This window comes from Binatus sp. (SeqCode), assembly GCF_035272065.1.
Taxonomy (GTDB): Bacteria; Desulfobacterota; Binatia; order Binatales; family Binataceae; genus Binatus.
Map to the genome: position 1 here is coordinate 57,107 of NZ_DATEQZ010000080.1, position 20,047 is coordinate 77,153.

20 protein-coding genes are annotated in these 20,047 nt (G+C 59.7%); 10 read left to right on the forward strand and 10 right to left on the reverse strand.

The annotated features are described in order from the left end of the window. Positions 1 to 11 precede the first annotated feature (11 nt). The 3 genes from VJX68_RS15065 to chrA form a co-directional block, all read right to left on the reverse strand. The gene (locus VJX68_RS15065) at positions 12 to 137 is read right to left on the reverse strand and encodes a hypothetical protein (RefSeq protein WP_324096534.1); all 126 of its coding nucleotides are present in this window, start codon (positions 135 to 137) and stop codon (positions 12 to 14) included. Positions 138 to 212: 75 nt separating this feature from the next. Then, positions 213 to 1,115 (reverse strand): fatty acid desaturase, encoded by a 903-nt coding sequence (locus VJX68_RS15070; protein ID WP_324096535.1) that lies wholly within the window; start codon positions 1,113 to 1,115, stop codon positions 213 to 215. 297 nt (positions 1,116 to 1,412) lie between these two features. Then, the gene (gene chrA, locus VJX68_RS15075; protein ID WP_324096536.1) at positions 1,413 to 2,606 is read right to left on the reverse strand and encodes a chromate efflux transporter; all 1,194 of its coding nucleotides are present in this window, start codon (positions 2,604 to 2,606) and stop codon (positions 1,413 to 1,415) included. Positions 2,607 to 2,698: 92 nt separating this feature from the next. Here chrA and VJX68_RS15080 point away from each other — a divergent pair, with 92 nt between their 5' ends. After that, entirely contained in the window at positions 2,699 to 3,574 is an 876-nt protein-coding gene (locus VJX68_RS15080; RefSeq protein ID WP_324096537.1) for an alpha/beta fold hydrolase, read from the forward strand. A 152-nt stretch (positions 3,575 to 3,726) separates the two neighbouring features. Here the strand turns inward: VJX68_RS15080 and VJX68_RS15085 are convergent, their stop codons facing one another. Beyond that, complete coding sequence (locus tag VJX68_RS15085; RefSeq protein WP_324096538.1) at positions 3,727 to 5,655, reverse strand: hypothetical protein; 1,929 nt, start codon at positions 5,653 to 5,655, stop codon at positions 3,727 to 3,729. 177 nt (positions 5,656 to 5,832) lie between these two features. On the opposite strand from VJX68_RS15085, the gene VJX68_RS15090 reads away from it, so the two are divergent. The 4 genes from VJX68_RS15090 (at position 5,833) to VJX68_RS15105 (ending at position 8,377) form a co-directional block, all read left to right on the forward strand. After that, a complete protein-coding gene (locus VJX68_RS15090) occupies positions 5,833 to 6,318 on the forward strand; it encodes a hypothetical protein (RefSeq protein WP_324096539.1) in 486 nt (161 codons plus the stop codon). A gap of 50 nt (positions 6,319 to 6,368) precedes the next feature. After that, on the forward strand, positions 6,369 to 6,641 hold the full coding sequence (locus tag VJX68_RS15095) for a hypothetical protein (protein ID WP_324096540.1): 273 nt from the start codon (positions 6,369 to 6,371) through the stop codon (positions 6,639 to 6,641). A 14-nt stretch (positions 6,642 to 6,655) separates the two neighbouring features. After that, positions 6,656 to 7,066 (forward strand): hypothetical protein, encoded by a 411-nt coding sequence (locus tag VJX68_RS15100; protein WP_324096541.1) that lies wholly within the window; start codon positions 6,656 to 6,658, stop codon positions 7,064 to 7,066. A 69-nt stretch (positions 7,067 to 7,135) separates the two neighbouring features. Then, positions 7,136 to 8,377 carry an aldo/keto reductase gene (locus tag VJX68_RS15105; protein WP_324096542.1) on the forward strand — a complete coding sequence of 414 codons (1,242 nt, stop codon included), beginning with the start codon at positions 7,136 to 7,138 and terminating at the stop codon, positions 8,375 to 8,377. 2 nt (positions 8,378 to 8,379) lie between these two features. Here the strand turns inward: VJX68_RS15105 and VJX68_RS15110 are convergent, their stop codons facing one another. Further along, entirely contained in the window at positions 8,380 to 9,237 is an 858-nt protein-coding gene (locus VJX68_RS15110; protein ID WP_324096543.1) for a hypothetical protein, read from the reverse strand. A gap of 43 nt (positions 9,238 to 9,280) precedes the next feature. On the opposite strand from VJX68_RS15110, the gene VJX68_RS15115 reads away from it, so the two are divergent. Both VJX68_RS15115 and VJX68_RS15120 read left to right on the forward strand, forming a co-directional pair. Continuing rightward, positions 9,281 to 10,402, forward strand: coding sequence for a substrate-binding domain-containing protein (locus VJX68_RS15115; protein ID WP_324096544.1), 1,122 nt, complete (start codon positions 9,281 to 9,283; stop codon positions 10,400 to 10,402). A gap of 273 nt (positions 10,403 to 10,675) precedes the next feature. Continuing rightward, complete coding sequence (locus VJX68_RS15120; protein WP_324096545.1) at positions 10,676 to 12,403, forward strand: hypothetical protein; 1,728 nt, start codon at positions 10,676 to 10,678, stop codon at positions 12,401 to 12,403. 78 nt (positions 12,404 to 12,481) lie between these two features. Here the strand turns inward: VJX68_RS15120 and VJX68_RS15125 are convergent, their stop codons facing one another. Further along, the gene (locus VJX68_RS15125; RefSeq protein WP_324096546.1) at positions 12,482 to 12,781 is read right to left on the reverse strand and encodes a hypothetical protein; all 300 of its coding nucleotides are present in this window, start codon (positions 12,779 to 12,781) and stop codon (positions 12,482 to 12,484) included. A 126-nt stretch (positions 12,782 to 12,907) separates the two neighbouring features. Here VJX68_RS15125 and VJX68_RS15130 point away from each other — a divergent pair, with 126 nt between their 5' ends. Next, positions 12,908 to 13,435, forward strand: coding sequence for a hypothetical protein (locus VJX68_RS15130; protein ID WP_324096547.1), 528 nt, complete (start codon positions 12,908 to 12,910; stop codon positions 13,433 to 13,435). A gap of 16 nt (positions 13,436 to 13,451) precedes the next feature. Here the strand turns inward: VJX68_RS15130 and VJX68_RS15135 are convergent, their stop codons facing one another. Together VJX68_RS15135 and VJX68_RS15140 are read right to left on the reverse strand one after the other, a co-directional pair. After that, the gene (locus VJX68_RS15135; protein WP_324096548.1) at positions 13,452 to 14,426 is read right to left on the reverse strand and encodes a DUF6515 family protein; all 975 of its coding nucleotides are present in this window, start codon (positions 14,424 to 14,426) and stop codon (positions 13,452 to 13,454) included. Positions 14,427 to 14,951: 525 nt separating this feature from the next. Continuing rightward, positions 14,952 to 15,398 (reverse strand): right-handed parallel beta-helix repeat-containing protein, encoded by a 447-nt coding sequence (locus tag VJX68_RS15140; protein WP_324096549.1) that lies wholly within the window; start codon positions 15,396 to 15,398, stop codon positions 14,952 to 14,954. A gap of 219 nt (positions 15,399 to 15,617) precedes the next feature. On the opposite strand from VJX68_RS15140, the gene VJX68_RS15145 reads away from it, so the two are divergent. Further along, positions 15,618 to 15,941 (forward strand): hypothetical protein, encoded by a 324-nt coding sequence (locus VJX68_RS15145; protein ID WP_324096550.1) that lies wholly within the window; start codon positions 15,618 to 15,620, stop codon positions 15,939 to 15,941. A 373-nt stretch (positions 15,942 to 16,314) separates the two neighbouring features. Here the strand turns inward: VJX68_RS15145 and VJX68_RS15150 are convergent, their stop codons facing one another. Beyond that, entirely contained in the window at positions 16,315 to 17,328 is a 1,014-nt protein-coding gene (locus tag VJX68_RS15150; RefSeq protein ID WP_324096551.1) for a hypothetical protein, read from the reverse strand. Positions 17,329 to 17,836: 508 nt separating this feature from the next. Beyond that, positions 17,837 to 18,973: a hypothetical protein gene (locus VJX68_RS15155; RefSeq protein ID WP_324096552.1), complete on the reverse strand. Its 1,137-nt coding sequence runs from the start codon at positions 18,971 to 18,973 to the stop codon at positions 17,837 to 17,839. A 604-nt stretch (positions 18,974 to 19,577) separates the two neighbouring features. Between VJX68_RS15155 and VJX68_RS15160 the strand changes: the two genes are divergently transcribed. Then, the coding region (locus tag VJX68_RS15160) for a double zinc ribbon domain-containing protein (protein WP_324096554.1) at positions 19,578 to 20,047 on the forward strand (470 nt) is incomplete at its 3' end.

A 20,047-nucleotide genomic window follows, 5' to 3' on the forward strand; every position in this document is an offset into this window, starting at 1 on the left:
ACAAGCGCGAATTACAGAGTCGCTGTCGCGGACGACGACGCGATCTCTGTCATGCCCGCGTTCGCAACGGCCATTACCGTTCCAAACATGATAACTGCTGACAGTATCGCGGCGAAGATGAAGCCGGCGGTTTTCATGTACATTCCTCTAACAAGGAATACGCACGGGAGGACCGCCGGTTACGCGAAATAAGCGCCCGCTCCGCCTCGCGATTACGCTGCCTTGACTATCAGATCGTCCGAGTCGGCCCGGCCGTGTGGGGTGCCGTGGCGAACGTCGGTCGCGAGGCGGAGCTTCTCGAGCGCGAGGATCAGCGCGTAGCCGGCGTCGGGCTGGCGCCAGCTCCATCCGAGACGCGCGGAACCGGGGCGCGCGTGATGGTTACGGTGCCAGTTCTCCCCCTGGAACAGATGCATCAGCGCGAGCCATTTTACGTTGCGGCTCGAATCTTCGCCCACCGCGATGCCCGGTTCGGTGTGGCAGACGCTGTTGACGAAGCACTGCGCGTGCAGTCCGAAGCACAAACGAATCGCGCCGAGCCAGAAAAATGCTGCAGGGCTGAAATACAATCCGCCGAAATATGAAAGCGCGAGGATTGGCGTCTGGAACCATCGCCACGCACGATACGAAACGCCGCTGAGATCGGGGCAGTATCGATCGATTGGCGGCTCGCCCGCCTGCCACAACCATCGCAGATGGGCCCACCAGAAACCGCCCCAGCGCGGGCTCGAGATGTCTTCGGGCGTGTCAGCCTTGGCGTGATGCAGCCGATGGCCGGCGGCCCACGTGGTCGGCGCGCCGGAGCCGTTGAACATCGCGAGGAAAATCAGCACTCCGCGCGCCCACGGATTAAGCCGGAGCGCACGATGCGCGATCGCGCGATGGTACCCGACCGTGGTGCCGAGTCCGCCGAGGAACACGAGCGCCACCGCGCCGAGAAATATGCGCCATCCGGGAATCGGATAGAGCACGAGTCCAATCGCGGCGGTAATATGAATGAGGCAAACCCAGAGCAGTATCGAAATGTCGCGCCCCGCGGCGTGCCACCATGGCTTCTTCCACGGTTCGGTTTTTAAGGTTTCGGTCGTGCTCAACGTCGTGAAAGCTGCTGCCATTCGTCTCTCCAACGGTCGAATTTGCCTACACCACCGCCCGCGCCTGTTTGGCTACACGGATGATGATGCTTCGGCTGCCAAGCGCGCCTCTGTTCGCATTCCTGGCAGCCGCCAGCATCAGCACATTTTCACTTTCAACCGGGATGCCTTCGATTCCAAAGCGGGAGCGGAATGTGCTTGCCGTCGCGGACTAGGACATTACAGCATACCGGCGGCGCGCGCTATACGCGTTCGCATGAACAGGCCACGAAGGAGTTGTTAACTTTAAACAAATGTATCGCAGGGAACACGGCGGGACTAGCGCCACGCGGTCATCGCGAGACCAACGAGACCACCGCCAATCACGAGCCACGCGGAATTCACGCGATAGCGAATCAGGATGAAAGCGCTCGAGAGCGCGAGGACCATCGTGGTGACATCGACGATCGCGGCGCGCGCGAGGAACAGCGTCACCGCCGCCATCAGCGCCCAGGCGCCGACGTTGACGCCGTCGAGAAACGCGCCGGCCAGCGGCGATCGGCGCAGATGCGGGATCAGCGGCCCGCTGATCGAGACGAAGAAAAACGAGGGCAAAAAAATTCCAATCGTCGCGAGCACGGCGCCGCGAAATCCACCGAGGATGTAGCCGATGAAGGTCGCGGTCGTGAACACTGGCCCCGGCGTGACCTGGCCGACGGCGACGGCGTCGAGCAACTGCGCCTCGGTGAGCCATCGCAATCGGTAGACCAAGTCCGTGCGCAGGAACGCCAGCAATACGTAGCCGCTGCCGAACAGCACCGCGCCGACTTTCAAGAAAAATAAAAACAAGGTGGTGAGACTGAACGGGACAGCGACCACGGCCGCAGCGATCGCGGCGCCTTTCATCCCAGACGCGCGTGTGGCAACGGTCGGCATTGCGGCAATCGTTGCGCGTGCGGCGGTGCGATCTTCAGCGGCGCGAATCGCGAGCATAACGATTCCGCCGCCGAGCAGCACGATCATGTCGTTCATGTCGAGGAGTGAGGCGGCCAGCGAAACGATCGCGAGCGCCGCAAGGATGCGCGACTTGATCGCGGTGCGGCCGAGTCCCCACAGCGCCTGCAGCACGACCGCGATGATCACCGGCTTGACCCCGTAGAGCAGGCCGACCGCTTGCGGCATCGTGCCGAATCGCACGTACATCCATGCGACCGCCAACACGATCGCGGCGGCCGGCAGAATAAAGCACGCGCCGGCGACGACGAGCCCCGCAAATCCCGCGCGCAATTGACCGATGTGAATCGCCATCTCGGTCGAGTTGGGGCCGGGAATCAGGTTGCAGACGCCGAGCATGTCGAGGAAACGCTCGTGCGTCATCCAGCGCCGGCGGCGAACGACCTCGTCCTCCATCATCGCGATGTGCGCGGCCGGACCTCCCATCGCAAGCGTGCCGAGTCGAAGAAACAGCGCTGCCAGCTCCCACAGCGCATCGCGCCGCGCCGGCCGGTTGTTTTGTGGAATCGATTCGTCCATCAGAGGTTCACGCGTGGCGAACGTATTACAGCGCGCGCGCTTTGTCATTGGCGCACGCGTGCGGTATGAATCGAGCCACTATGCCATCGCAAATGAAGAATCGAGTCGTACGCGCGTCGAACATGAATTTCACAGTGCTCGAGATGGGCGACTTGGAAAGTCCGCTCGTGCTGTGCCTGCACGGATTTCCCGACACCGCGCACTCGTTTCGCCATCAGATGCCCGCGCTGGCAGCGGCGGGTTACCACTGCGTCGCGCCGTTCATGCGCGGCTACGCTCCGACCGAACCGGCACCTGACGGCCGCTACGATTCGGCGGCGTTGTCGGAAGATGCGCTCGCGCTGATAACCGCGCTCGGCCACAAAGACGCGATCGTGTTCGGTCACGACTGGGGCGCAGTCGCGGCATACGGCGCCGCGGCCGCCGCGCCTGATCGCGTCACCAAGCTCGTCACCGCGGCGGTCGGGTACGGCTCCGGATTATTCGAGGCGCTCGTCACCAACTACGCGCAGCAGCGCCGCTCCTGGTACATGTTCTTCTTCCAGACCAAGATTGCCGAGGCGGCAGTCAGCCTCAACGACTTCGCGTTCCTGGAAAAGATGTGGGCCGATTGGTCACCCGGCTGGAAATGGGCGGCCGAAGATATGGAAGCGCTCAAGCGATCATTCCGCGCCAAGGACACGCTCGAGGCAGCGCTCGGCTACTACCGCGCGACACTCGGCCCTTTGCTGAGCATGCCAGTCGATCTGAAAATGCTCGCGCCTGCGATGAACATCCCGATCAACGTGCCCGCGATGATGTTTCACGGCCGCGACGACGGATGCATCGGCGCGGAAACGCTCGACGGGATGGAGAAACTGTTCCCGAAGGGATTGAAGATGGAGCTGGTATCGGGCGCCGGCCACTTCGTGCACCAGGAGCGCCCCGATCACGTGAATGATCTTATGCTGAAGTTCCTGAAGTCGTGAGCGCGAATCCAGAAAGGAGCCGGGACCCTTCGCTTCGCTCAAGAATGACAAAAAAAGTTCTAACAGGGACGAAGGCCCGCATCTCTTCTTGTCACTGGGAGCAGGGGTCACCCCTGCCCCAGGAAGCGTGAAACCCACGGCGGGTTTCACATTCAATCAGGTTCCGCCGCAGTTGTCGCTGCGTCATCGCTGCGTCCGGGTGGAGGACTGCGCAGCAACCCGTAAGCTGTCGCTGCGAAGAACACTGCCAGGTTGATCGAAGCTGCCGCGATCAGTGCGGCGTTCGGATGATCTGGGAAATATGTCGAGGTGTCGGTGAGAAGCTTGATGTAGACCAGGTTGAACAGGAACGTCGCGCTGACCACGGCAAAGATCGAAGTGAGAAATTCGCTCTCCAACGCGATAGGAATCAGGAACACCAGCGGGTAGTACAGATATCGCTCGTGCATCCGCGGCGCGAACATGAAGAAGCCGAATAGCGCGACGAAAAGCGCCAGCAGCGCGGCGGGAGCGGAGCGTGCGCGCCAGATCAGATACGACGCGATCAGGTAAACGGCGCACACCAGCGAAAGTCCGAACGCGCTGTACGAGACACCGCCGAAAATTTTGTCCGTGTCGGGCGTGCCCATTCCGCCGATCAACCCCATGAAATTGAACGCGCCGACCGATGCTTCGCTGAATCGCGTGCCGAGGTCCTTGTATACGTTGATTATCCAGTCCCACGAATGTCCGAGTTGGTACGGCAGGATCCCGATCGCAACGGTTCCGACAACTGCGCTCGCACACCACACGCATTCGCCGATGCCTGCGTTGAAAAGCGTCCACAGTGCGAGCGGCGGAGTGAACGCGAGCGCTTGCGGCTTGGCTAACATCGCGATCGCGGCCGCACTCCACCCCAGCCGGTAGCGGCCGATGAGGATCAGGATCGCGGCGGCGATCATCGGTAGCGCGACCGCCGAATCGCTCTGGCCCCACACCACAGTGTCGAAGATGAGCGCCGGGTTGAGCGCGAACAGCATCATTATGATGAGGGCGCGCCGGCCGCCTCCGTCGCGCCACGCCGCGAAGTAAATCGTGAGACCGATAAAGAAACCGGCGAGCAACGGCGGCGCCTCGACGATCATGCGAAAGCCGTTCGCCGTCGGCTCGATCAACTTGCCCAGCCATCCCGACAGCCACAGCAGGTACAAGGAGCCCGGTGGATAAGCGTCAACCGGCAGGCCGGGATCGTAAATCTTCGACGGCCCCAGTGTGGCCGCCAACAACGCGCGATTGGTCTTCGCCCAGATGTCCCAGTAGTAGCCGGTGAAATGAAACAGCGCGGCAAACTTGACCGCCGTAATCGCGAGCATCACGCCGCCCGCGAGCATCCATGCCGACCGCCCGGCCCCAAGCGCAGGCCGCCATATTTCGAAGAGCGCCCATCCCAGGATCGCCAGCAGGATCATGCCGGATGCGACGCCCACCGCACGAATCGAGATTCGCTCATCGGGCCGATGTAGCTCGTCCTTGTAGAGTGTGCGGATCGCAGCGAGATTGAATCTGACCGCACCCATCGGCGGCGGGCTCGCAACCTCGATCATTTTGATATTGCGAAATGAGGCGCGCCCCGTATCCGGATTTCCCGAAATGCCGAGCTGGCAGAGCAATTCAGTCGTATCGCCCCATCGATCTTCGATGAGAAAAAACGAGATGGTCTGCCAGTCGGTGTTGCCTTGCAGATGGTTAGAGATGAGCTGGATGCCGTCGAAGGTGCTGACCGCGATATTCGCGCCGCCTTCATGCGGCATCGCACCTTCGACGCGCGCTTCGGCGGTGATGTGGTAAATCCCGGGCCGTAGCATCAGCGCTTGATGCCAGCTCGAAAACGTCCGGCTGTTATTCGAGATGCCAAGCACGCCGCCCCCGGCCGGCGTATAGGTCCATGAGAACTTGGTCAGTTTTTTGTCGGAGGACAGCGCGTACCAATCTGCCGGCGCGCTGTCGAAGCCGGCTGCAAGGTCGCCGTTCTTTACGAGATTGGTCTGGGCGAAGGCGCAAATCGGCTTGCAGAGCCATGATGCGCACAGTGCAAGCGCCACAACCGCGATGAATCGCCGCATTAGTTAAATGGAATCCGATGCCGCTGACACTGACTGGTGCCGATCCATGTGCATCCAATCAAGTGTGGATATGCATATGCAAGACCTGATGCGTTTCCGGCGCGCCGTGACTAGGATGTGCCACAAGCGGGCTCGGAACCATTGGAGGGATCGACGATGGCTGAGAAATCACGCGGCGCCACTCTCACAATCCTCGCGCTACTGTTCGTGCTGCTCGCGCTATCCGACTTCGCCAAGCCGTTCTCGCATAGCGCCGGTGTCGGCTTCGTCTTCATGGGCACCCGGCTGACCGGAACCGGCAACGCTATCATGGGACCGCTGTTCGGGTTCCTCCTCATGGCCTACGCCTACGGCGTCTGGACGCTGCGCCGCTACGCGCTGCCAGTCGCCTACATCTATACCGGTTGGGTGATCGTCAACATGGTTCTGTACAGCATGAAGAACCGCCACGCCGCCCCGCCTTCTCTCGCCTTGCGATTGCCTCAACCGCAATTGGCATTGGTGTACCGCTCGCGACGGCAATCATTCTCTCCCGCCGCAGCGCTGAGCTCACTTGATAGAGCGGAGACTCCGCGATGCCACATAGATCGCGCGGCGCGACTCTCACAATCTTCGCGTTACTGTTCGTGCTTGTCGCGATAACCGATTTCCTCAAACCGTTTCATCTTTTCCCGAATGACGGATTCGTTTTTATGGGAACCAAGCTGAGCGGCGCCGCCAAAGCGGTGATGGGCCCGCTGTTCGGAACAATTATCATGGCCGGCGCTTATGGGATCTGGACGATGCGCAAGTTCGCGCTGCCAATCGCGTACATCTTGGTGATCAGCGTCATGCTGAACATGCCTCTGTACACCATCAAGAATGGCGCCACGCGGCCGCTCCCCATTGCGAACGTCGTAGCCGGAATTGGCGTTCCGCTCACCTCGGCGATAATTCTGCATCGCCGCCGCGCCGACCTCACCTGAGAGAGGACCCCACGATGCCAAACCGATCGCGCGGGGCGGCTCTTACGATTCTTGCGATGCTGCTCGCACTGATGTCGATTTCCAATTTCCACAAGCCATTCGCGCATCATCCCGGCGAAGCGTTTGTCTTCTTCGGCACGCGTCTTTCTGGCAGCGCCAACATGATCGTCGCTCCGATCTTCGGGATCATTCTCGCCGTGTACGTCTACGGCATCTTCGCGATGCGCAAGTTTGCGCTGCCGCTCGGGATCTTTTACGCCGCATATGTGATCGTCAACATGCCGCTGTTCATCTTGAGGTACCGCGGCACTGCGGTATTGCAGGAGCACTCGTGGGCGTACCTCGTACCCTACCCGTTCGTAGCGATCGGAGTGTCGTCGGGCGCAGCCTGGCTGCTTTACCGCCGCAAGGCCAACCTCGCATGAGCCAACAGGTCTCGCGTCCAACCACACCTCGGCGTTAGAATCGTTCGTAAATCTCAGCGAGGTGCGCAGATGAAACGATCGCGCGACGGATCGATCATTGGACGACGCGAGTTCCTGAAACGCGGCGTGCTGGCCGGCGTGGGCGTCTCGATCTTGCCGCTGGCCGGCGCCTCCGGCGCTTCGGTCGAAGCTGCGGCGCCGCGCGTTCGCCGTTACTCGACGCTTGGCCGCACCGGTCTCAAGATTTCCGACATCTCGTTCGGCGCGAGCCGCCTGACCTCCGGCAACGAAGACCTGGTGCGCCACGCGTACGATTGCGGCGTCAACTACTTCGACTCCGCCGAGACTTATACTGACGGCGAATCCGAAACTGTGATCGGCAACGCTCTCAAAGGCAAGCGCAACAAGGTCTTCCTGACCTCGAAGACGATCGCGCAGGCGGACGACAGCCGCGCCTCGATGATGACCGCGCTCGAAGGGAGCCTGCGCCGCCTGCAGACCGATCACGTCGACGTGTACTTCAACCATGCGGTCAACGATCCGGCGCGGCTCAAAAATTCCGAGTGGCATGAGTTCGTTGCGCAGGCCCGGCAGCAGGGCAAAATCCGATTTACCGGGATGTCGGGACACGCGGGCAATCTCGCCGAATGCCTCGACTACGCGATCGACAGCGGCCACTACGACGTGATCTTGTGCGCGCACAACTTCGGCCAGGATCCGCGCTTCTTCCAGCGCTTCACGCACAACTTCGATTTCGTTGCGAGACAGCCCGAGTTGCCGCGCATCATGGAGAAGGCCAAACAGCGCGGCGTCGGCGTGGTCGTGATGAAGACCCTGATGGGCGCGCGCCTGAACGATATGCGCCCGTATGAATCCGGCAGTGCAACTTTCTCGCAGGCGGCGTTCCGATGGGTGCTGTCGAATCAGAACGTCGACGCGCTGATCGTCTCGATGACGAGCCGGCAAATGATCGATGAATACCTGGGCGCGTCGGGAGCGCGCGCGACTGCCGCCGCGGATCTCCCGCTGTTGAATCGCTACGCGACCCTCAATGGCGATTCGCAGTGCCGCCCCGTGTGCAACGAGTGCGCGAATGCATGCCCCTATGGCGTGCCAATCGCCGACGTGATGCGCACGCGGATGTACGCCCGCGACTACGGCGACATGCGCTTTGCGCGGACCGAATACGCGATGCTTTCACAGAACGCCGCGGCGTGTCTCACTTGCGATGCGAAGCCGTGCGCCGGCGCGTGTCCGCACGGGATCGCAACGGAAGTATTGCTCGCGCCGACGCATCGGATGCTCGCGTAGATTCAGAACGGAATTCGCGCGGTCAGGATCAGGTTGTGGTTGTAGTTGCGATGGAACGTCACCGCGACCTGCTCGCCGGCCCCGAACGTTACCCCGACGCGGTCATGAATCGGGATCCGCCCGATCAGGAGCCCGGGCGAGAGATAGAGCGTGCTGTGTCCGGTGTCGGCGCCGTACGATTGCCAGCTGTAGTTGGTCTCAAACTCCGGCCAGAAATATTTGAAGAGGCGGTACTGGAAGGCAGTATTCCAGGCCAGCGGCATCCCCAGCCGGTCCAGACCACCACTGGGAAACGAGACACCGACAGTGGACTGGACGTCGAAGTCGCCGAACCCCTTGCCGGCCGCGAGGGTCGGTGTGAAGAGCGAGTGCCCATTGCCGTTGACCTTCGATCCGGTCGGCACGGTGAACCCCATAAAGGCGGTGACGATGTAGTTGCCGTGCTCCTCGTTCGAGGAAAGCAGCCGCAGCTTCAGCAGAAACGGCCAGTCGCCGAAGCCATCGGTGTTGCGCGGCATGTTGCGCTTCAGGAACGCCGGCATCCCGACTATAACCTCAGTATTTTGAAACGGGATAAGCTCGAGACCCTTGCCACCGCCGAAGTTGTCGGTCGCGAGCCCGTCGCGCGACGACTGGAAGAACTGGTCGTAGCGCACCTCTTCTTCGAGCCGCGGGGTGACGGTCACCAACGGAGTTACCCAGTGCGGCTGCTCGCTCTGGATTTGGGTAACGCGCGGGAACCAGTTTATGAAATAGTTCTCGATCGCGGACCCAAATTCCGAGACGGTTTGTGCGCGGCACGGAGTCGCCACCGCGAGTGCGATGGCCAGGACGAATGTGGAGGCTGCCGGGATTTTCATAGTAGCGACGATATGCCATGTTAAGAGCGGAATGACAAGTATTATGGCACCGATTGGCAAGGCTCTCGCGCACGCGCGGATGGCGCGGGATCTTACGCAGACCGAACTGGCGCGGCGTGCGGGAATCTCGCGGCAGGCGCTCGGCGCGATCGAATCGGGCGCCTATCATCCGGGCGTCGCCATCGCGATCCGCCTCGCGCGCGAACTCGGCACCAGCGTCGAAGCTCTTTTCGGCGAACCCGACGGCGAGGCCTCATCGCTCGTCGAGGCGAGCTGGTTCGACGACGCTCGACGACGCGCCGCCCCCCCGCAGACACGAGTCGCTCTGGCGCGCGTGCACGGAAAAGTCGTCGCCGTCGCGCGACCTGCCGCCCATCTCACGCTCGCGCCGGCGGCCGGCGTGGTGCAGCGTGCGCGGCGGCATCGCGTGGACGTCTGCACGTTTCGACTGCCCGGCGAAATCGACTCGACGCTCCTGATGTCGGGATGCGACCCTGCCGTTACGCTCCTGGTGGATTGGCTCGCACGCCGGGGCTCGCCGGTCCACGCGGTCGCGATTCCGTGCTCAAGCCGGAAAGCTCTGCGCGCTTTGGTCGATGGCCGCGCGCACGTGGCCGGTGTGCATCTTCGCGATCAGAAGAGCGGCGAGTACAACCTGGCACCGATCCGCCGTGCCCTGGGCAATCGCCGCTCGATGGTCGTGAACTTTGCGCGGTGGGAGTTGGGCCTCGCGACGGCGCCCGGCAATCCGCTGGCGATTCGCGGTTTCGCCGACCTGGCGAGACCGGGCTTGAGAATCGTTAACCGCGAAGATGGCTCCGGAGCGCGCTCTGCGCTCGACCAGGCGCTTGGCGAACTGGGTATCGAGCCCGAGCGCCTCGCGGGGTATCAGTTCGAAGCCGGCGGCCATCTCGAAGTCGCGGCCGCGATCGCCGCGGGGCTGGCTGACGCCGGAGTCACTATCCGGCTTGGTGCGGACGCGTACGGATTGCATTTTGTCCCGCATCGCGACGAGCGCTACGACCTCGTGTTCATGGAGGATGAAGCCGGCTCGATGCCGATCAAGGCGATGCTCGACGCGCTGAAATCGCGGCGGTTTGCGCACGAGATTGCCCAGCTATGCGGGTACGATACCGCGCAAATGGGACAAGTCATCGGCGCCTGATCTGAATACCGCGCATCGCGCTTGCCTCTTCTCTCCTCCGCTGTTGTGAATTTCCTCTAATCTTCGACGCCTTCCAGCGTAAGAATTCGCGCGTTCGTAACAATCGTCTCATCATGTCGTAACGACGCCTCTCTACTTTGCCCGTGCCGCGGAGGGAGGACGCCGATTTCGTGCGCTAAGCGGGTCTTTGGCGTCCTAGCACGCTCTCGCCGAATACGATTTCGCCGGCGAGAGGTTTCGCATCGTGGATAGGAGAGTCCAGGGAGGACGATGATGAGACGAACGATACGAATGGTTGCGCTGTCGATGCTTGGCGCGGCGTTGATGCTCAGCGCCGTCGCGATGGCACCAAGGCTTGCAGAGAGCTCGGAGGCGCGGTCGATCACGCTGTACACCGATCCGGCCACCGGGCAGGTGTTCACCAAGCGATGCAAACGTTGCGTCAGGCTCGGCGAGTATGTCCCCGCCGGATCGACCCAGGAGATCGAGCGCAAGGTCGAGCTGAAAACCCAGCAGCAACTCGATCAGCAACGCGCCGCGATGCAGGCTGAGGAAGCGCAAAGGGCGGCGCAGCAACAGCAGTGGAACGCCGAGATGGCCAAGCAGGTCTCCGAGATCCAGCCGTTCGCGACTGAGTTCGGCGATCGCTGGTACAAGAAGATCTCGGTCGGCACTCTGATCTACGCGGACTACCGGTACTATACTCACACTGGATTTGGCCCGCAGTTCCTGACTCAGGAGGTCTGGCCCGGTCCCGGCAACAACAGCTTCAACTCGTTCGATATCACGCGCACCTACCTGGATTTCAAATTCACCCCGACTGACGACGTTTCGGCGCGCGTGACGCCCAACATGTATGTGATGATTAACACTGGGACCACCTGCACGGCGACCTCGACCACCAAGGTTACGACCCCGACAGGCGGCAAAGCCACGACCACGACCAAGTGCGTCGCAAGCAGCGGCGATAAGAGCGGCGTCAACACCGGATTTGGCCAGACCGTTGATGGGAACCTCGGATTTCGGGTGAAGTACACCTATCTCGACTACAACACCTTTTTCCAAAAAGTGCTGAAGGTCGCCGCGATGCACGACGATAAATTCACCTTCGGCCAGCAGCAGAATCCGCTCGTCGATTGGGAAGAGAACCTCTGGGGCTTCCGCTATACGGCGCTGACCCCGTGGAACTATTTGAGCTTGAGCTCGTCGCAGGTGGGCGTCGCGATGAAGGGTCCGATCAAGTTCAACGAGAAGCAGTACGCGGACTACGACGTTGGCGTGTACGATGACGCCAGCTTCCACGCCATCGAGCAGAGCGCATACAAGCAAGTTATGGGCCGCGTGACGGTCAATCCGTTCGGCGCCAACTCACGCTACGACGGCCTTGGTCTCACCGGCTTCTACGACTACGGCTACTCGAACAAGTGCACGCCGGACGAGAATGAACTGACTAACAACAACGGCACCTGCGGGCATATCGCGCGCGCCGCGGGAATAGCGCACTACACGGCCGAGACCTGGGGTATTATCGGCGAGTGGGATTACGGCCACAATGCTTTCAGCAGCGGCAACCTGTTCTCGGGCAGCGGACCGTCAGACGCAATCGGTATCGTAAGCACTGGTCCCAGCAGTTTTGCACCTTGGAACAAGATGGTCGGAGGTATTCTGAACTCTCAGGCGGTGCAGATGGGCGCGGACTTGATGGGCCACTACGACATCCCGCACACCCCGTTCACGGCCTTCGGCCTGCTCCAGTGGTTTCAACCCAACACGCGCATTGCTAAAGACCCGCTCGACTTCACCCGCTACGACCTTGGCGTGCAATGGCTCATCAACAAGTATTTCCGCGTGGCGTTCGACTCGCAGGCCATCCAGTACTACCACAGCCAGTTCACGTACCCCGCTACTGCTGTGCCGGGGCAACCGAAGACGGCCGCTGTACCGTTCGCGGTACCGCGCGACACCCACGCATTCTTCCTGAACCTGGAGTTCAGATACTAGTTACGAATCCGTACGGCCGGCGCGAGCATGCAAAATGCTCGCGTCGGCCTTTGCTTTCAGACAAATCAATCTTGAGAATCAGTAATCCGTATCGACTCGCTTGAGGGCTTGATCAACTTCGTCATGCGAGACCGGTTCGCCGGCTGAGATCCTGGCTATCAGCTGCCGGTCTTGTCTCTCCTGAACATAGTAATCCTGCTGAGTCAAAGGCTCCTGCGTCCAGAACTTTGCCTTGAACTCGTCCATGCGTTCCTGTCTCTGGAGCTTGTTGATGACCGCGGTATTGTTGCTGGTAGAATCGGAGACAGGCTGAGCAAGTGCGGCGGTGGGAAGCAGCAAACCGGCGAAGGCGATGATTCCAAAAACCCTGGAGTTCATGTAACACCTCCGTAATAATCTGTTAATATTTTATTAATATCCTGGTTTGTCGTCAACGGATTCTCTTCGGGCAGACCGCCGGATCGAGTGAACGAGTATCCTCAGTCGTCAGTCGGTGGCCGGAAAATGAAGAACAGGACTCTTCGACTGGCAGGAACCATCGCAAGTGCGCTCTGCTTCGCCACGTCGTTGTGGACATGCGCTCCCACCGAATCGAACGTCTCGGCGGTGCAAAACGAGCGGACGCTGCAACGTCTGCAGGCGGCTCGGGAGATCGACCTGAGCAACGCGAGGGATCCAGACGTCGGCGCGGCCGCATCCGGCGACTATTCGATCCGAGCCGACAAAGCCGAGCAGGTCATGGATGACCTGGAGCACGGGCAGTATGTATGCCAGTCGCGAATCGATGACGCGCTGTTCGTGCCCCCCAAGTCGCTCTCGCCCGCGCAAAGAGCTCGGCTCATTGACGAGTTGAAAGAAGCGAGAAATCTCGATGACCGCGGATGGTGGGATTGGACGCGCGATCCGATCATTGCACAGGATTTCGCGGTGCAGGAGAAGAAAGCCACTCGCGCTATCAAGGATCTCAAAACCAGCCGGCAAGTCTCATGGTCCGAGATCGACGAAGGCCTCAAGGTCCCGCGATATCCTTAAGCCTGGTTATGGAGCCTCACACCTGAGATACCGTATAGGCCACCTGGCTGCCGTCGAAGTACGGCTTGTAGTAGGTCGATCCGAAAACGTAGTAGGTCATTCCGTTGAACGTGGTCGCGTAGGCACCGTTGGGTAGCGTATAAACGTTGGCTCCTATCGGTGCACTTACAATCTGGTAGCCAGACCCATTAGGCTGGTAAAAGACCCCATTCGAATAGTAGAAAGTTGCGCCGTAGGCATAGGTCGTCGTCGCACCCGGTGGCAGATACGGAACTGTGGCACCTAGCGGAGGCGCAACCACGGCGTATTGGCCGCCGCTAGGCGCGACGAAATTGCCATTGGAGTAGTAGTAAGGGGTTCCATTGTTGATAATGGTTGTTGATGCTGCCGGCGGCTGGGCCATGCTGGAACCAATCATCATGCCTGCGGCGAGGCCTCCTACGGCACCGAGCGCTGCTGCACCGGCAACGTCGCCCGAGCTATATCCCCCTCCATCGCCGCAGCAGTAGTAAGGATTGCCACCACCTCCATAATTGTAGGAGTTGTTGCTGCTCACGGTGTCTATAGTGTTGTCGTTCTCGGTGTTCATCGACTTTTCGGTCTTTTCGTTGTTCTGCTGAAGAGTATTCACTTCGTTGTATTGGGACTGCTTTTGGGCCTCCTGGTTTGCGTTGTAGGTGTTGTAATCCGCCTGCTTGGTGGCCGACGAGCTATTCTGCGACGACCAAGTGCTTGATGGATGGTTCCACGATTGGCTGCCCGAATCGTAGCTGTTAGCGTGATTGAAGTTTCCACCCCCGAAACCGTCGCCGCCAAAGCCTCCGCCGCCACGACCACCCCATCCGCCTCCCCCACGGCCGCCAAATCCGCCACCACCGCCTCCCCATCTGGCGAACGCTTGCGCAGGATTGAACAGGGCAAGTGCGGCAGTCAGAACAGCGATTTCAAGCGCGAATCTGCCGCGAGTCGAAGGATTTGATTTTCTCTTCATGGCTTCGTCTCCTTCACTTTCACCCGCTTCTTCAACTAACGCGCGATCAACTATCGATCAAGATGGTCAAATGAAATTGGACTGTGGTCCAATCATCGGTTCGACATCAATTGGTGGCAACCCTGGCGACTCTCGCGCTCGCGTTGGACGCGGTCAGCGCTGGGGCGGCGGCGAGACGAGGCGAGGCACAAGCGTATCGGTGAGACTCTCGCGCGTCACAGGGTTCACCATCAGGCCGAGACTCTCGCGGGTGAGAGCTCCGAGCAGGGGGGCGGCGATTGGGCTGATTTTGGCGGCCACTAGCACGCCCGCTGGGCGAACGCCATTACCAATCGCGGTCGCGACCAGCGACTGCCGGAGCCGAAAGCGTTGCGGTTACTACCTCGTCATAATGAAAGTGCCGGCGCGCCTCATCCGCAGTTGTGAGCGGTAGGCGCGCCGGCGAGATTTAGTGCGTTGTCCGATCGAGCGTGCCGGATTCTAACCAACTTGAATCCCACACCTCGCCAATAGACTGATGGCACATCAGTAGCCTGCGCCGTAAACCGTATTGCCCTTTATCATGTCGCCGTTGCCCGTTTGCAAGATGATGCCAGCCGCATAAATGTTCAGGCTCGTACCATCGTTCGTGACTGTATTTCCGCTTACCAGGTTATTCGTGCTGTCGGGCGCCTCACTTGCCGGGTTGTTCAGATTGCTCAACCAAATGCCCTGGTCATTGTTAGTCAGCGTGTTACCCTTGACCGTGGCGCTCGTGTAATTCGGCCCTTCAAAAGCCCCGAGGCCCTCGTACCCTGGACCGTCGTATATGAGGATGCCGGTAGCGTTAGTGTCGGTGCCCGTGTACTGGTTATCGGACACTCCGTTCCCCTCGATGTCGGCCGCCGCGCCGTCCCCGATCTCGATGCCATTCTGGGCAATACCGACGTTGGTGCCGTCGCCCGCTACCGTATTGTCTGTGATTTTCACCATCGTACCGGGTTCTTTGCGGTGATCCCGAACTTGCCCCACAGCGGCTGAGTGATGGTATTACCCTGAATGTTGCAGGGCTTCGCGGCGCCGTGGCCATGCCCCGCGGGGCAATTAGCCCCGTTAAGCATCGACGCTCCACCCGAGGGTCCGAACGGACTCGACGGGTCCGGGGGGTGGGGCTGGGATTCCATAGCCAACGCCCCCGTCACGTCGCTCACTGTGGGTACGGAGGCCGCTCTCACCGTGACCGCGTTGCAGCCGAGCCCGTGCTCGGACGGTACGATCACAGTCACATATAGCTCGCAGGACTTTAGCTACGTCGGGAACGGCGATGGCAGTGCCACGTGCTCCACTACGACCTTCGATCGCGGCGGTGTCGTGACCTGCTCGTACACCGATTTCGGCAACACGGACAAAAGTGACAGCTTTACATTCACTCCGCTGAACCCGACGGCCACGGCCCTAGTCACTGGGACGGTCCACACGACGTGCAACGGGGACGAGCAAGCGTCCGAGACCTTCCCGGTTGCGATCCATCCGTAAGAAGTAGCGGCGAAGGGCGCTGCCTGCGCAGGTATCGAAAAGGCCAAATCCGCCTGATGCTTGCGAACCTGGATTAGACTGACCTGTGGGATGTTCAAGGACCATGCGAGGCTGCACCTCGCATGGTCCGCTTCTTATCGCAGTCGCAGAACTGGGCGCGCGCCGCCGCCGCCCTTCAGCGGGCATCCCTGCCAGAGGCGCTCGGACGAGAAAGGGCCTCAGCGTCTCGAACAAGAGCATCAACATCGGAGGTTGTTGGTCGGCATCGAGGTGCCGCGCAATCGCGTCCGGCCAGCAGGCATTGAGCGCCCATTTGTCGGTCGCGCGGCAGTCCGCTAACTCAACGTCGATGAACCCCCGCCACGCTGTCGGCCTAACGCACTGCCCAAACTGTGGTGCGCGAATCGTTCCAACGCCGAGAGAACTCAAGCAATGGCGACGAGCCGCTGACTTGACCCAGCGCCAAATAGCTGCGCGCCTCAAAATCAGTGCTGCGCATGTCGTGAAGTGTCTTGAGACCCAGATCGTGACCGTCATTTGCTCTAATGTACTTTCGAAGTCCGCAATAAGTGTATCCGGACACCTCGCCTTTTCTTTGTTGCTCGTCCACTTCTAGTCTGGTCCGGCCTGGTAGTGCGAATGTATCGAATGCGCTATAAGACACTGCTATAACCGATCCGAAGGTCAGATCTTCGGGAACCAATTGCCCGTAGGCTTTGAGGTGTGATCGATTCCTGCGCGATACGGACTCATGCGCGACCATCGCTAGGTTACCGAGAAGACGTGTCTTTCCTGTACCGTTATACCCGATAACTATATTGGCTCGACCTGGGAGGCCTGTTGCTTCGCCGAAACTGAAATTCACAATGAAGTTGTTCCCTCCAACATTGGTCTTGAACGAAAAAGCCAATTTTCCTCGAAGCTCGGTGGGGGGCTCGTTAGGGCGAAATAACATGGATGCGTCTTTTATAGCGCGAGCTGCCGAAGAAGACCTTAAGAGGGAATTCTGGAAGCCGGGCTCATCTTCAAACGCGATTCGGAGGCTAGGATCGAAAACCACATCCCGAAGACCACGCAGCAGAGGCTCGTGAATCTGTTTCTTCAGGCCGACCAGTGTCTGGTAGTATGAGAAGCCTTCCCCCAACGAACAGTAGTCGCTTTCGAGTCGAGTGAATGTCCTGGGCATTTCAGTAACACCCAACCTTTGGCCGCTGTGAAGAATTTTGACATCTCCAATCTTCACTTGTTCTTTTGATGACAGAAAAATGGTCAGCTCAAATTTAGTCTTGAGACCATAGTCATCCCAACTATTACGCATTAGGACAGCAGTCGGGAACTGTTGCACCTTCGGCTCCGCCGAATTTATTTCACGAACTACGAACTCCATGTCTCTAGAAAAGGCCTATCATCTCAGCGAGTTTAGATCCTGTGACCGGCAATGTCGAGACAAGTCCAGCATATTGCCGGAATTGTGCGTCATCGGCAACCTTCTCAACTACAGCGTCCTCAATTACGAAGGCATTCTTTCCGCGGGGGTTCGAGCACTGCCGATACACTCTCATCGAGATCATGACGAATCCAGACGTCAGAGATCGTGACCGCATGGCGGCGGCTCAATTCGTTCTCGAAAGAGCGCTAGGAAAACCGGTAAGGGAGGACGAGTTACCGCTAAATGATCAGATTGCGATAGATCAGCGAGAACGCATACTCGGTGCTATCGCGCCAGAGGTTAGGCGGAAACTGATAGGTGGTGCTGAGTAGCTTGCCAGCCAGCTAATTGTCTTCCTTGTGCGTTTCCCGCCGAGCACTGGAAGCACTTGCGCACCAGTTGCCGACGCTGGTGCGCAATGGCGCGAAAATCGTAGATGGAGTCAGCTATGATCGACCACTGCAAATTATTCAACGAAGCGAGACCGAACCAAGGGAGGCCGCCTGATCATGACCGCCCGATCCACAACATTTGACAATGACTCAAACATGCCGCCACCGGTATTGTAGACGCCAAGGTTACTGTCGAAGAAATTGGCAGTCCAAGTCCTATAAAACTCGGTGTCGCTGTAGCTACCGTTGGCCTGCATAGAATCACCATAGGCGTCAGCACAAGAAAACGATGAGATGCCGCTTTCGCCGGTTCCTGAACAAGCGCTGGAAAAAAATGTGCCACCAAGACATGGAGCGCCAGTTGTACTAACTGTAGCCGGAGCAACAAGTGTCAATGACCCGCCGATGTCATCAACCCCCGCATCAGATGAATCAGGCTGGAAGGCGAACGTCCCGTTGCCCGTTAGCGACCATGTACAGGTGCCACCATTGCCGTCGGACCCGGAGACTGACCCGCTGAAGCTGTCAGTATATTCATTATCGATGGTGGCGGACAGAGGCGGTACCGACACGGGCGTGCTCGTGTTCACGCTCGAGAGGTCCACTATCTCGGTGTTCAGGAAAGTATAAAGGTCGGGGGACAGGCCGGCATTGCTGAGCGGGTCGAACAGGCCCAAGGTGAGGTTCGAGTAGTCGCTTGATGGGGCTTGGAGCGGAACCCACAAGTCGCAATTCCCGCTCAGGTCGCAGATTCCATTGATTGCAAGATTCGGGTTGCTCTCGAAACAGCAGAGATCAAGCCCGCTTAGGGGCGGCAGGACCGGGCCACTATATGTCACGTTGACCGTTTCGTCCAATTGTGCAATGCCCTCCGTGTTCGTGGAGATTGGAGTCGGGAATTCGGCAGTGAATTGCAGCGAAGTATTGTAAGCACCCTGCTCGCCCTTGGATGTGATCGCCGTTTGATAGACGTCGATGAAGTTGAGCACCATCGAAACGTGCCCTGCGATGCTGCTGCTCAAGGGGATTTTCAAAGAGCCGGCTTCCGCTTCGAACAAACCGACCAAGGCCTCCGCGTACTTGAGCGTGGGGACGTTCTTCATGTCGCTGACGGCGGCATTTTCGAGGCTTTGGTTCCCCGACCCCCAGCCATAGATAAAGGCGATATCGTCACCGAACGCGTTGCCAATTGTGCGAGCGCTGCTCGCCACTGCGCCAAGCGCCCCCAGTTGTTTGGCGACATCTGTATCTCCAAGGAACTTAGTGAAAATCGAAACGCCGCACGCGAGCGCCTCGAGCTGATCGCCTATGTTTCCGGTGATTCCGCCGTTGACAAAAGCCGCGCTGAAACCGGCGTAGTTGCTGATTCCTTCTAATTCAATGATAAGTGTTCCCCGTCAGCACAAGTTGGACAATTCGAGGCGATTGAGGAAGAGAGGGTTTTTGGCTCATCTATAACCGCGGAAGGAGCGGGAGATGGGATCGAAAAGTCAATCATTCCGTCATTCCCGCGACGAAAGTCGCACTCAGCAGCCACCCGCCATGACTGAATCGATCAAGATACGACGCCCGCCCCGCCGAAAAACTGCGGCGGCACGACGATGGTGACTCTCTGATAAAGTGCTCAGCCAAGATGGCTGGCTGCGATCGGATAGCTAATGGAAACCCGCCGAAATTCCGCTACCCGAACTCGTCCAGCAGGGCTTTGGCGTCCATTGGATCCTAAGCGCGGGAATCCCTCGACCCCTATGAACATCAAGCACTATGATTTCGAGAGTTGGGGCGATAGGTTCTGCGCTGGGGCTGCGCAATTCAATGACGTGCGCGTCGTGCAAGTTCGACAACCCGTCCGCTGCGCGCTTCTGCGAGCAGTGTGGGACAGCGCTTGAATTGAAATGTCCGCGCTGCAGCGCGACCGTCTCGACGGGCGCGCGGTTCTGCGGCGCATGCGGGAACCAGCTTGCAACGCCCGACGCCCCGCATCCCGAACCCTCATCCGCGAAACCGCGCGCGACCAGCGTCCGCGCCGACGCGTTTGTTCCTGAAGTCCCCGGCCATCTTGCCGAGAAAATCCTGAGCGGGCGCGCGGCGCTGGAAGGAGAGCGGCGGCAGGTGACCGTCCTGTTCGGAGATATCGCGAACTACACCGCGCTCAGCGAGAAGCTCGATCCCGAGGAGGTCCATCGCATCGTCCAGCGCTGCTTCGAGCTGGTCTCCGCCGAAATTCACCGCTTCGAAGGCACCATCAACCAGTACGGCGGCGACGGGTTCATGGCGCTGTTCGG